General features: G+C 65.7%; 9 protein-coding genes. 7 read left to right on the top strand and 2 right to left on the bottom strand.

From position 1 onward, the window contains the following. Window positions 1-184: 184 nt before the first annotated feature. On the top strand, window positions 185-985 hold the full coding sequence (gene pdxJ / locus RSO41_RS05260) for a pyridoxine 5'-phosphate synthase (RefSeq protein ID WP_315618015.1): 801 nt from the start codon (window positions 185-187) through the stop codon (window positions 983-985). Continuing rightward, the gene (gene acpS, locus RSO41_RS05255) at window positions 982-1,359 is read left to right on the top strand and encodes a holo-ACP synthase (RefSeq protein ID WP_315618014.1); all 378 of its coding nucleotides are present in this window, start codon (window positions 982-984) and stop codon (window positions 1,357-1,359) included. Before pdxJ ends, acpS begins: the two co-directional genes overlap by 4 nt. Here acpS and RSO41_RS05250 read toward each other — a convergent pair. Next, a complete protein-coding gene (locus RSO41_RS05250; protein ID WP_315618013.1) occupies window positions 1,299-4,028 on the bottom strand; it encodes an ATP-binding protein in 2,730 nt (909 codons plus the stop codon). The two genes, acpS and RSO41_RS05250, sit on opposite strands and share 61 nt — an antisense overlap. Window positions 4,029-4,146: 118 nt before the next feature. On the opposite strand from RSO41_RS05250, the gene cysM reads away from it, so the two are divergent. The 5 genes from cysM to ppc are packed head-to-tail and all read left to right on the top strand — an operon-like array spanning window position 4,147 to window position 12,282. Continuing rightward, window positions 4,147-5,043, top strand: a complete 897-nt coding sequence (gene cysM / locus RSO41_RS05245; RefSeq protein WP_315618012.1) for a cysteine synthase CysM — start codon at window positions 4,147-4,149, stop codon at window positions 5,041-5,043. Between the two features lies 1 nt (window position 5,044). Further along, on the top strand, window positions 5,045-6,496 hold the full coding sequence (locus tag RSO41_RS05240; RefSeq protein WP_315618011.1) for a TRAM domain-containing protein: 1,452 nt from the start codon (window positions 5,045-5,047) through the stop codon (window positions 6,494-6,496). Then, on the top strand, window positions 6,489-8,780 hold the full coding sequence (relA, locus tag RSO41_RS05235) for a GTP diphosphokinase (protein WP_315618010.1): 2,292 nt from the start codon (window positions 6,489-6,491) through the stop codon (window positions 8,778-8,780). Before RSO41_RS05240 ends, relA begins: the two co-directional genes overlap by 8 nt. Beyond that, on the top strand, window positions 8,777-9,637 hold the full coding sequence (mazG, locus tag RSO41_RS05230) for a nucleoside triphosphate pyrophosphohydrolase (RefSeq protein WP_315618009.1): 861 nt from the start codon (window positions 8,777-8,779) through the stop codon (window positions 9,635-9,637). The genes relA and mazG overlap by 4 nt, the downstream gene beginning before the upstream one ends. After that, window positions 9,634-12,282 (top strand): phosphoenolpyruvate carboxylase, encoded by a 2,649-nt coding sequence (gene ppc / locus RSO41_RS05225; RefSeq protein ID WP_315618008.1) that lies wholly within the window; start codon window positions 9,634-9,636, stop codon window positions 12,280-12,282. The genes mazG and ppc overlap by 4 nt, the downstream gene beginning before the upstream one ends. A 191-nt stretch (window positions 12,283-12,473) precedes the next feature. Here ppc and RSO41_RS05220 read toward each other — a convergent pair whose 3' ends face one another. Next, window positions 12,474-13,052, bottom strand: coding sequence for a hypothetical protein (locus RSO41_RS05220; protein WP_315618007.1), 579 nt, complete (start codon window positions 13,050-13,052; stop codon window positions 12,474-12,476). Between the last annotated feature and the right edge of the window lie 42 nt (window positions 13,053-13,094).

The raw sequence follows: 13,094 nt of genomic DNA, 5'->3' as shown, positions 1-13,094 counted from the left end.
TTACGCTTGGCTTCGAGCTTCGAGCTTCGAGCTTCGAGCTTCGAGCTTCGAGCTTCGAGCTTCGAGCTGGGTTTTCGGGGTTCGTATCTCGCATCTCGCCGCTCGTATGCTTTGGGTTTCGAGCTTCAAGCTGTACCGCTCGCTGCTCGCCTCCCGCAGCTCGAAACGAACTTTAGGAGATTCTATGCATCCCCCCCGCATTCTGCTCGGTGTCAACATCGACCATGTCGCCACGCTGCGCCAGGCGCGTGGCACGCGTTACCCCGATCCGGTCCAGGCGGCCTTGCTGGCCGAGGAGGCCGGTGCCGATGGCATCACCGTCCACCTGCGGGAGGATCGTCGCCATATCCAGGAGCGTGACGTTCGTCTTCTGGCCGAGGTGCTCAATACGCGCATGAACCTGGAGATGGCGGTGACCGAGGCGATGGTGACGTTTGCCGAGGAGATCCGTCCGGCCCATGTCTGCTTGGTGCCCGAGAAGCGTGAGGAGTTGACCACCGAAGGTGGTCTCGATGTGGCGGGTGGCCTGGAGGCCGTGAGCGATGCCTGTCGCCGGCTGGCGGCGAGCGGCTGCGACGTCTCGCTGTTCATCGATCCAGCACCGGCGCAGGTCGAGGCGGCCGCGAAAGCGGGGGCGCCGACCATCGAGCTGCACACCGGCGCCTATGCCGAGGCGAGCGGCGAGGCGGCCCGCCAGGAACATGCCCGCCTGGTGGCGGCCGCCGAGATGGCCGCCGAGCTTGGCCTGGTCGTCAATGCCGGTCATGGCCTGAACTATCACAACGTCGAGGCGATTGCGGCGATTCCCGGCATTCACGAACTCAATATCGGCCATGCCCTGGTGGCCAGGGCGCTCTTCGTTGGCCTCAAGGAGGCAGTCGCGGAGATGAAGCGGCTGGCGATTGCCGGTCAGGAAGCGGGCCTGCTGGCCGAGCTCGACGAGCATGACCACGAGCATGGCGACGAGGGTTGTTGCGGCGAATGATCATCGGGATCGGTACCGATATCGCTCGGGTGGCACGCTTCGAACGTGCCACAGAGCGCCATGGCGAGCGTTTCGTCACCCGGCTGCTGGGCGAGGATGAGTATGCCGATTTTCACGCCCGGGGCGGGGCGGCGACCTACCTGGCCAAGCGCTTTGCCGCCAAGGAAGCCTTCGTCAAGGCATTGGGCACCGGGCTGCGTCACGGCATGCGCTGGACCGAGATCCAGGTCGTGAACGATGGGTTGGGGCGTCCCGCCCTGCGACTGTCGGGCCGGGCCGAGGAACTGGCCACGGCCTCGGGCGTCACGGGGCTTCATGTCTCGCTGTCCGACGAGACCGAGTTTGCCATGGCCTTCGTGGTGCTGGAGGCATGATGGCTGCTCAGGGCGCGCAGGCCTTCCATGGCGGCGTAGAGATCCGGCAGTAGTGGCTCCACGGCGTCGATGCCGCGTGACCGCAGCCGGGTTTCGAGCGTTTCCACCAGCAGGGCCAGGCGCGGCACGCCACAATAGCGGCAGGCTCCGTTGAGGGCATGGATGGTATCGAGCATAGCCTCGCCATCGCCTCGTTCGGCGGCATCGCGAATCTCGGCTTCGGTCGTCTCCAGCGAGGCGATCAACTGATCGAGCAGTTGTCGGGCCAGCGCCTCGCGCCCCCCTGCGAGACGAGTGCCGAGCGCCAGGTCGACTTCAGCCAGTTCGGCATCTTCCGCGCGGATGGTGGGAGATGAAGCGGTTGGCTCGGGACTCTCGGACTCGATATCTGCCCCGAGGTGATGACGTATCAGCTCGGAGAGTCGGGAGGTGTCGATCGGCTTTTCCAGCATGCCATCCAGGCCGCTATCCAACAGGTCTCGGCGTTGGTTGTCCCGGACATGGGCGGTGACGGCGATCACCGGGAGGTGACGCCAGCGACCACCGAGGCGCCGCAGCTCGCGGGTGGTTTCCACGCCGTCCATGCCCTGCATGCGAATATCCATCAGGACCATGTCGAAGGTGGCCTGCCGGGCCAGGGCGAGGGCTTCTTCGCCGCTGGCGGCCAGGCTGACTTCGAGTCCGGCGCTGCGGACCAACTCCTTGATCAGCAGTCGGTTGGACTCGGTATCGTCCACGCAGAGGATGTGCCAGGGGCGCGATGCGTCGTTGTCGACCATGGCGGTCTTCGTCCCCACTGCCTGAACACGGGGTATCGTCGATTGACGGGTCCGGCGAATCGCGTCGGCCAGGGTGCGGCGCGACAGCGGCTTGCTCAGGATCTCGCCGCCGTGGGGCAAGGGAGGATCGTCGGGGAGGTCGGGGGGACTGGCGTTGACCATCAACAGGGCGGGGCAGTCGAGCCGTGCCAGTTGGTCTCGCCAGCCGGTCAAGGAAGCGTCATGCAGCTCTTCGGTACCCAGGCCGATCAGGGCCAGCTCGGCGTTGCCCGTCTCGGCGTCGTCGATCTCGAGGGGACGACCGCCCCAGCGCGACACGAGATGACGCAAGGCGCGTCGGGTCGTGATGTGGGGCTCCACGAGAATCACGCCGGCGCCTGCCAGATCCAGCTCGCGAGGACGCTCGCTTGTGCTGCCGCCGCTCAGGGGCAGTGTGAAGGAGAAGGTCGAGCCCCGGTCGGGGGCGCTGTCGATGTCGATCTTGCCCCCCATCTGTTCGACGAGCTGCCGGCAGATGGCAAGCCCCAGGCCCGTGCCGCCGAAGTGGCGCTGATGACTGGCCTCGCCCTGGCGGAAGGCGTCGAAGAGTTGCCGCTGGCATGCGGGTGACAGGCCGATGCCCGTGTCGGTAACGGCGACATTCAAGGTGGTTTGATCCCGGGAGACGTCCTCCACCGAGACGCGCACGATGACCTCGCCCCGGTCGGTGAACTTGACCGCATTGTGAACCAGGTTGGTCAGGACCTGCCGGATGCGCAGTGGGTCGCCGATCAGCTCCTCGGGAACGTCGTCATACACCAGGCCGAGCAGTTGCAGGTCCTTCTGCTGGGCCTGGGGTGCTTGCAGCCCCAGTACTTCATCGACCAGGGTGACCATGTCCAGTGGCCGGTATTCCAGTTCCAGCCGACCGGCCTCGATCTTGGAAAAGTCGAGGACATCGTTGACCAGCATCAGGAGGTTGTCGCAGGCGCGTCGGACGTGGTCGAGCCACTCACGCTGTCGTGTGTTCAAGTCCGATCGGTGCAGCAGACGGCAGAAGCCGATGATACCGTTGAGGGGCGTGCGGATTTCATGGCTCATGTTGGCCAGAAATTCCGACTTGGCGCGATTGGCCTCCAGGGCGCGTCGGTGGGCCAGGTCGAGTTCGATGTTCTGGACTTCGATGGTTTCCATGGACTCCTGCAGCTCCTGGGTGGCCTGCTCGACCTGGGTCTGCAGATCGTCATGGGCACAGGCCAGGTGGTCCCGGAGCGTGTTGAGTCGTTGCGCGAGCTGGTTGAGCTCGGTTTCGCCGGGCAGGGGCAGGGGGTCGGGTGTCATGCCGGCGGCCAGCCGCGACAGGTTCTCGCTGGCGTCCTCGAGAGGCTGACCGAGACGGCGGGCCGTCGAGTAGGCCACCAGGAACAGCAGCAGCCCGGTGAGCAACAGCAACAGCCCGCCGCTGGCCAGCTGTCGATAATAGGCCAATGGCAGCGAGGAAGCGTCGATATCGAGGAGCAGGCGTGCGTTGGATGCCGTCAACGGCAGACGCAGCCGCCACCGGGAGCCGTCCTTGATCAGGGCGTCATCGCCGGCGAGACGGTCGGCGGGCATGTCACGCAGTCGCCCCAGCTCCAGTGGTACATTACCCTCGGTATCCCGGATGGTCAGGGCCCGGACCTCGTCGAGTTCGAGCAGTCGGGAGGCGATGGGCGCCAATCGAGCACGACGGCCTTCGGCCAGGGCTTCGTCAAGCTCGGGGGTCAGCATCCGGGCGGTCTGGGTCAGGTGCTTGGCGAGTTGCCGATGGTGGTGCCGGTCCTCCAGCTCGGCCACTGCGATGACGAGCAGCGCGAGCAGGGTCAGCGGCAGGACGAGAATGCAGAGCATCAGGCGTGTCTTGAAGGACATCGGCGCGCCTCGCGAAGGGAGTGTCGTGGCCCAGTATGCCACAGGCGAGGCGGATGCCTGTCCAGTGCGGGCGGCCAAGGATATAATGTGTTACAGACTTTTCCATAAGGAAGGCTGCATGCAATTCCCCACCCTGGAGGACACCATCGGTCATACGCCGCTGGTTCGTCTCAAGCGTATTACCGCTGGACGCAACAACACGCTGCTGGCGAAGCTCGAGGGCAATAACCCCGCCGGCTCCGTGAAGGATCGACCGGCGCTGTCGATGCTCGAACAGGCCGAGATGCGTGGCAGTATCGCGCCCGGGGACACCCTGGTCGAGGCCACGTCGGGCAACACCGGCATCGCGCTGGCGATGGCCGCCGCCATCAAGGGCTACCGGATGGTGCTGATCATGCCCGAAAGCGCCTCGAGCGAGCGCAAGCAAGCCATGGCCGCCTATGGCGCCAGGCTCATCGAGGTCAGCAAGGAAGGGGGAATGGAAGAAGCCCGCGACCTGGCCGAGGCGATGATCGCCCGGGGCGAGGGCAAGCCGCTCGACCAGTTCGCCAATCCCGACAACCCGCTGGCCCACTATCGGACCACCGCGCCGGAGCTGTGGGAACAGACCGGCGGCACCATCACCCATTTCGTCAGCTCGATGGGTACCACCGGCACCATCATGGGCGTGTCGCAGCGACTCAAGGAATACAACCCCGACGTGCAGATCGTCGGCCTGCAACCCGAGGATGGCGCCAGCATCGCTGGTATCCGCCGCTGGCCGGAGGCCTACCTGCCGAGCATCTTCGATGCCTCGCGGGTCGATAGTGTGCTGGATATCGGTCAGTACGAGGCGGAAGCGCACATGCGGCGCCTGGCCCGGGAGGAAGGCATATTGGCCGGGGTTTCCTCGGGAGGTGCGCTGGCCGGCGCGCTGCGGGTCGCCGAGTCGGTAGAGAATGCCGTGATCGTCTTCATCGTCTGCGATCGCGGGGATCGCTATCTGTCCACCGGCCTGTTCGCTCCGGAGATCTGAGGTGACGGGACTCGGCAAGCGTCGGCCCGCGCGGTCGCGCTCAGGTGTCTCCGGCCTGCGTGAGCGTCGACAGGCCACGAATGTCGACCATGCCGCCGGCTCGCAAGATGCGCGAGAACTCAGGATCCAGGGGCTGGCTCATGATGGTCGTGGCGTGACGCGTGATGCCGACGGCAAGACCGTCTTCGTCGAGGGGGCGCTGCCCGGCGAGCGGGTCACGGTCGGTGTGCATCGCCGTCGCAAACGCTTCGACGAAGCCCATGTCCGCGAGGTCGTCGAGGCCTCGGCGTCGCGTGTCGAACCTCCTTGTCGATACTATGGCAGCTGCGGGGGGTGCGATCTGCAGCACCTTTCACTCGAAGCCCAGCGTGACCACAAACGCGACGTGCTGCGCGAATTGCTGGCACGCCAGGGCATCGACGTGCCCGACGCGATCTCCCTGTTGGCCGATGCCGGAGAAGGCTATCGTCGACGCGCCAGGCTCGGCGTGCGTCTCGATAGCCACGGCAGCGTGCGCCTGGGGTTTCGAGCTCGGCACAGTCATCGGCTGGTGGACCTGGAGGAATGCCCGGTGCTGCTGCCGTCGTTGTCGTCATTGCTGGGGCCACTGCGCGAGCAGGTCGAGAGCCTCGAGGCGCCGCGCCATGTCGGTCATCTCGAACTGCTGGCCAGCGATGACGCCGTGACCCTGGTGGTGCGTCAGTTGCGCGAGCACGCCGCCGACCAACGCCGCTGGCGGGCATTCGCCGAGTCGCATCGCCTGAATCTGGGCGTCTGGTCGGGTCGTGAATCGCCGCGCTTCGCGTGGCTGACGGCCACACCGTCGTTGCATTGCCGCCTGACGTCGGGGCAGCATACGCTCACGCTGGGACTCGAACCGAGCGATTTCCTTCAGGCCAACGAGGCCGTCAACCAGCGCATGGTCGATACCGCCCTGGCGTGGCTGTCGCCATGGTTGCCGACATCGACACCGGGAACGCGGGTGCTGGATCTGTTTGCCGGTATCGGTAACTTCAGTCTGCCGCTGGCGACCCGGGGGGCCGAGGTCACGGCGGTGGAGGGCAACGCGGCGATGGTCGAGCGCCTGTCGGGCAACGCCATGCGCAATGCGCTGTCGGTGACGGCGCAACAGGCCGACCTCAACGATGACGAGGCCTGCCGGCAACTGCTGGAGACCGCCAGGCCCGAGGTATTGGTTCTGGACCCGCCCCGCAGCGGTGCCGACGCATTGAGCCGTCAACTGGCGGAACATCCGGTGCCTCGGGTGCTCTACATTTCCTGCGACCCGGCGACCCTGGCCAGGGATACCGCCTGTCTCGTGTCCGCCGGCTATGTCATCCGGCGCAGCGCGGTGGCCGACATGTTCGCTCATACCTCACATCTCGAATCCATGCTGCTGCTCGAGCACCCGGACTCGGCGCGGCGGTGGCAAGGAGCGTCAACCGATGGTTAAAGTGCGGGAAGACCAGCCGTTAGGCCCCGATGGGCGGGTCGATATCGGACGTTGGGTCGAACGCCTGGAGGAAGACGTCAAGTTGCGTGCGCCCGACGAGATGCGCGCGGCCTGCGATATCGCCCAGCGACTGGAGCTTGAATCCGAGCGTCCCCACAAGGCCTGGCTCAAGGACGGTTCGAGCTTTCGCATGGGGCTCGAGATGGCCGACATCCTGGGCGAGTTGCGCCTCGACCAGCCGGCACTGGAAGCGGCGGTGCTGTACCGCGCGGTGCGTGAGCGGTTGATTGGCCTGGAGGAGGTCGAAAAGCGCTTCGGCGGTGAAGTGGCCAGCTTGATCGATGGCGTGCTGCAGATGGCCGCCATCAGCCCCACCCAGATGCCGACCCAGGGCCTCAGCCAGCATGACCAGCAGGACAACCTGCGCAAGATGCTGGTCAACATGATCGACGATGTGCGGGTGGCGCTGATCAAGATCAGCGAGCGTACCTGCGCGCTGCGCCAGGTCCGTGACGCGCCGCGAGAAAAACGCCTTCAGGTGGCCCGCGAGGTCTTCGATATCTATGCGCCGCTGGCACACCGGCTGGGTATTGGCCACCTCAAGTGGGAGCTCGAGGACCTGTCGTTCCGTTACCTGCACGAAGACGACTACAAGGCCATCGCCCGCCAGCTGGCCGAGAAGCGCCTGGATCGCGATCGCTACATCCACGATGTGGTCGAGACGCTGAAATCGTTGATGGATGCTCAGGGCATTCACCATCAGGTGGATGGCCGTGCCAAGCACATCTACTCGATCTGGCGGAAGATGCAGCGCAAGCGGATCGACTTCTCCCAGGTCCACGATATCCGTGCGGTGCGTATTCTGGTGCCCGATGTCAGTGACTGCTATGCGGTGCTCGGCATCGTGCATTCGCGTTGGCACCACGTGCCCAACGAGTTCGACGACTATATCGCCAACCCCAAGAAGAATGGCTATCAGTCGCTGCACACCGCGGTCTTCGGCCCGGAAGGCAAGGTGCTGGAGATCCAGATCCGTACCTTCGCCATGCACGAGGAGGCCGAGCTCGGGGTGTGCGCCCACTGGCGCTACAAGGGCCACGATACCAGCGCGCGCAGCGCCAGTTACGAGGAGAAGATCGCCTGGTTGCGTCAGGTGCTGGAATGGCAGGAAGACGTCGGCGACTTCGGCGACCTGCGCGAAGGGCTTTCCAGCGATGTGGCGCCGGATCGTATCTATGTCTTCACCCCGGACGGCCATGTCATCGATCTACCGCGGGTCGCGACGCCCATCGACTTCGCTTACCGCGTGCATACCGAAGTCGGCCATCGCTGCCGCGGGGCCAAGGTCAACGGACGCATCGTGCCCTTGACCTACCGGCTGAACACCGGTCAGCAGGTCGAGATCCTCACCGCCAGCAAGGGAGGGCCCAGTCGCGACTGGCTCAACCCCAGTCTCGGCTATGTCTGCACCTCGCGGGCCCGCGCCAAGATCCAGTCCTGGTTCAAGCATCAGGCGAGGGATCGCAACCTCGAGGAAGGGCGGGTACTTTTCGACCGTGAGATGAAGCGCCTCGACGTGGAGGACATGGATCTCACTCGGCTGGCCAACAAGGTCAACTATAACGGTCCCGATGACATGTACGCCGCCCTGGGGGCCGGCGACCTGCGCATCGGCCAGGTCCTGCACCAGGCACAGCAGCTGTTCGGCGAGAGCGATGGCCAGGAGCAGCTCGACAAGCTGCTGGCCAAGCCGCGCCGCTCAGCGGACAAGGGCGACGGCGGCGATATCACCGTGCTCGGCGTCGGCAACCTCAAGACCAGCATGGCCAACTGCTGCCATCCGGTTCCCGGAGAAGCCATCGTCGGCTTCATTACCCAGGGGCGAGGGGTCACCGTGCATCGCCAGGACTGCCCGAATATCCTGCAGTTGAACCTCGATGAGCCGCAGCGGGTCATCGAAGTGGAGTGGGGTGAACGGGCGCGCACCCAGTACCCGGTGGACATCGAGGTCCAGGCCTGGGATCGCTCGGGACTCTTGCGTGATGTCACCGCCGTGCTCAGCAATGACCGGGTCAATGTGCTGTCGGTCAACACCCTGACCGATACCGACGACGGCATCGCCCGCATGGCCATCACCGTCGAGGTCGACGGCCTGGAAACCCTGGGACGGCTGTTCTCGCGTATTCAGCAACTGCCCAATGTCATCGAGGTGCGCCGCCTGCGTTCGGGGGGCAAGGACAAGAAGGTCAAGGGTGGCAGCAAACGCGGAGGCAAGCGCTCATGAGTCGGCAACGCCACGACATCGACGACCTGCTGACCCTCATGGCGGTCCTGCGCGATCCTGACCAGGGGTGTCCCTGGGACGTCAAGCAGGACTGGGACAGCATCGTGCCGCATACCCTGGAGGAAGCCTATGAGGTCGCCGATGCCATCGAACGTCGTGCCTTCGACGAGCTGCCCGGGGAGCTCGGTGACCTCCTGTTCCAGGTGATCTACTATAGCCAGTTCGGCGCCGAGCAGGAGCGGTTCGACTTCCACGATGTCGTCCACGTGTTGACCGCCAAGATGCTCCAGCGTCATCCCCACGTCTTTCCGGACGGTACCCTGGCGTCGCGCCGCCAGGGCGTCAGTGCCGCCGAGGTGGAGACCCGTCAGGTCAAGTCCCGCTGGGAGGCGCTGAAGGCCGAGGAGCGCGATGCCCGCGAGGCGCGCTCGGTGCTCGACGACGTGCCGCTGAACCTGCCGGCGTTGTCCCGGGCCGCCAAGCTGTCCAAGCGTGCGGCTCGGGTCGGCTTCGACTGGCCCGACTCGCGCGGCGTGATCGACAAGCTGCGCGAGGAGCTCGACGAGGTCGCCGACGCCCTGGAGGCCGGGGATCACGAACACGTCAGAGAGGAGGTCGGGGATCTGCTGTTTGCCACTGTCAATCTGGCTCGGACCCTCGATGCCGACCCGGAGCGCTGTCTGCGCGCCACCAATGCCAAGTTCGAGCGGCGTTTCCGCCATGTCGAGTCGGCGCTGGCCGAGGAGGGCGTACCGCTCGCCGACGCCGGATTGACCCGGATGGAGCGCCACTGGGACGTCGCCAAGCAACAAGAAACCACACAAATGCCATCGTCGAAAGGAGAGTCTCGATCATGAGTCACGACCTGCACGAATCGCTGCGCGACAATGTCCGAATCCTGGGGGACAGCCTGGGGCGTACCATTGCCGATGACCTGGGGCAGGGGTTCGTCGACCGCATCGAGACGATCCGGGGGCTCGCCAAGCGGGGCCGCCAGGGCGAGGCCGATGGACGTCGGGAACTGATCGAGTATCTGCGAGAGCTGCCCGACACGGAGTTGCTGCCGGTGACGCGGGCCTTCAACCAGTTCCTCAACCTGGCCAATATTGCCGAGCAGCACTATCGCGCGCGTTTTCGTCGGGTCGAGGACTACAAGCCGGGTAGCCAGCCGGTGCTGGGCGAGCTGCTCGAGCGTGCACGCGGTGAAGGACACTCGCCGCGCAAGCTGGTGGAAAGCCTGGCCAACATGCGCGTCGAGCTGGTGCTAACCGCGCACCCCACTGAGGTCATTCGGCGCACTCTGATCCAGAAGTACGATGCCATCGACGACTGCCTGACCGCCATCGAGTCCTCCTCGGACTACCCCGAGCGCGGTGCCCGGGCCAAGGGGCGTCTCGAAGAGCTGATCGGCCAGGCCTGGCACACCGACGAGATTCGCCACGAGCGCCCCACGCCGGTCGACGAGGCCAAGTGGGGCTTCGCGGTGATCGAGAACTCCCTGTGGCAGGCGGTGCCGGACTTCCATCGCGATCTGGACAACCTGCTGCTCGATACGGCCGGCGAACGCCTGCCGCTGGATGCCGCGCCGATCCGCTTCGCCTCCTGGATGGGGGGCGACCGAGACGGCAACCCCAACGTCACCTCCAGGGTCACTCGCGAGGTCCTGTTGCTGGGGCGCTGGATGGCCGCCGATCTCTATCTGCGCGACCTCGATCAGCTCAAGACCGAGCTGTCGATGTGGAAGGCCAACAGCGCCCTCAAGGCCGAGGTCGGTGACGTCGCCGAGCCCTATCGCGAGCTGCTCAAGCGCCTGCTGGCGCGCGTCGAGGCCACCCGCGACTGGGCCAAGGCCCAGCTCGACGGCAAGAGCCATGATGGCGGGCCGATCATCGAGACCCGGGACCAGCTTTATGCGCCGCTGCTGACCTGCTACCGCTCGCTGTGCGACGTCGGGCTGGACACCATCGCCAACGGCGTGCTGCTCGACACCTTGCGCCGGGTGGCGGTATTCGGCGTGACCCTGACCAAGCTCGATCTGCGCCAGGAAGCCAGTCGCCATGAACAGGTCATGGAGGAGCTCACCGACGGGCTGGGGCTCGGCCACTACAGCGAATGGGATGAAGAACAGCGCCAGGAATTCCTGCTCGCCGAACTGGCCTCGCGTCGCCCCTTGATTCCCCGGCGCTGGGAATGCTCCGCGGAGAGCCGCGAGGTGCTCGATACCTTCCGGGTCTCGGCCGGCGAACATGCCGAGGCGCTCGGCACCTATATCATCTCGATGGCCGCGCAACCCTCGGACGTACTCGCCGTGGCCCTGTTGATGAAGGAGGTCGGCGGTGATGCCAAGCTGCCCATCGCGCCGCTGTTCGAGACCCTCGACGACCTCAACCGGGCGGGGGACGTCATCGACCGCCTGCTGGCCCTGCCCGGCTATCGCGAGTTGGCGGGCGACCGCCAGGAAGTGATGATCGGCTATTCCGACTCGGCCAAGGATGCCGGTCAGCTGGCGGCCGCCTGGGCCCAGTACCGTGCCCAGGAGACCCTGGTCGACGTATGCCGGGATCACGGTGTCGACTTGACGCTGTTCCACGGTCGCGGCGGCACCGTGGGGCGTGGCGGTGGCCCGGCCCACGCCGCCATTCTGTCGCAACCGCCGGGGTCGGTGAACGGTAGCCTGCGGGTGACCGAGCAGGGCGAGATGATCCGCTTCAAGTTCGGTCAGCCCGAGATCGCCCTGCGTTCCATGGAAATCTACGCCTGTGCGGTTCTGGAAGCCTCGTTGCTGCCGCCGCCCACGCCGGAGCCGGCCTGGCGGGAAGAGATGGACCGTCTGGCGGAAGTCGCGCATGGCGCCTATGTGGGCGTGGTGCGCGAGGATCCCGACTTCGTGCCCTATTTCCGCTCGGTGACGCCCGAAAGTGCGCTGGGCCGCTTGCCGCTCGGCTCGCGACCGGCCAAGCGACGTCAAGAAGGCGGGGTGGAGACGCTACGCGCGATCCCCTGGATCTTCGCCTGGACCCAGACCCGACTGATGCTGCCGGCCTGGCTGGGCAGCGGCGAAGCCTTCGCGAAACGCCTGGAAGACGACGGCGGCCTGGCGGTGCTGCGCGACATGCGCGATCGCTGGCCCTTCTTCGGCACCTACCTGGAAATGCTCGAGATGCTGCTGGCCAAGGCCGATGTCAGCATCGCCGCCTACTACGAGCATCGCCTGGTGGACGAGCCGGCGCTGGAGGCCCTGGGCGAGCGGCTGCGTGAACGCTTCGGTCGCCTGCATCAGTCCGTGCTGGAAATCCTCGATCAGCAGGAACTGCTCGAAAACACCCCCTTGATCCGCCAGGCCGTGGAAGTGCGCAACCCCTATATCGACCCGCTGCATGGGTTGCAGGCCGAGCTGCTGCAGCGTAACCGGGACGCCGATGGCGCCATCAGCGCCGACCTGTCACGCGCTCTGATGGTGACCATGGCCGGCATCGCCGCCGGGCTGCGCAACACGGGCTAGCCCCGGCTTCGCCGGGGAGCTATAAGCTGTAAGCGGCTTCGAGCTGCGGGTTCCGAGCCTCGAGAGTCGAGCAGGGCGTAGCAGGCTTGAAGCTGCGAACCCTGGGGTGGTTGTCGGGGTTCGTATCTCGTCGCTCGTTTGCTTCGGGGGTGGGGTTCGAATCTCGCTTCTCGCCGCTCGTATGCTTCGGGTTAGAAGGGGATATGCACCGAGGCGGTGAGGAGATTGAGGTGCGATAGCGTAGGGTCGTCGAAGCGTTCGTATTCGAGTTGGCTGATCAGGCGGGCGAACCGCCAGCGGGCGCCGAAGCCTTCAACGCGTGTGGTGCCGCCGTCGGGGGCGGCGGCGTTGCCGGTGACCGCTTCGCCTTCCCAGCCGGCCAGGCCGGATTTAGCGTAGAGGCCGACATCGCCGAAGCGTATGCCGGCGATCAGGCTGCCGCCCAGGCTGGCGGTGTCGATGAGCATCTGGCGATCGCCGGAGAGGGGGACATCGTCGCTTTCGCGATAGCTGAGCTCGGCGCCGAGGTCCAGTGCGGGCAGGCCGGGGGGAGTGAAGCCGGCGGTGAGGCGAAAGCCCGAGGTGTATCGGTCGGGGCTGTAAACGTCGCCACCCTGAATCAGCAGGCCATTGTCGAGCCGTGTGAGTTCGGTGGACTGGCCCGTGTAGGAAGGGGACGGCGTGTCGGACGCGAACGACAATGAGGCACAGGCGCCGGTGATGATCACTACCAGCGTTGTCGCTATCCCTCTGTCGGCGCGAAACGTCATGTCCCCTGATCCTGATATGGCCGCATTGCGACCGCGTTCTTG

Origin of the sequence: Halomonas sp. I1, from assembly GCF_032334135.1 — a bacterium.
GTDB lineage: Bacteria > Pseudomonadota > Gammaproteobacteria > Pseudomonadales > Halomonadaceae > Halomonas.
Note: the sequence above shows the minus strand (reverse complement) of the source record. Positions and strands in the feature narration are given on the sequence as shown.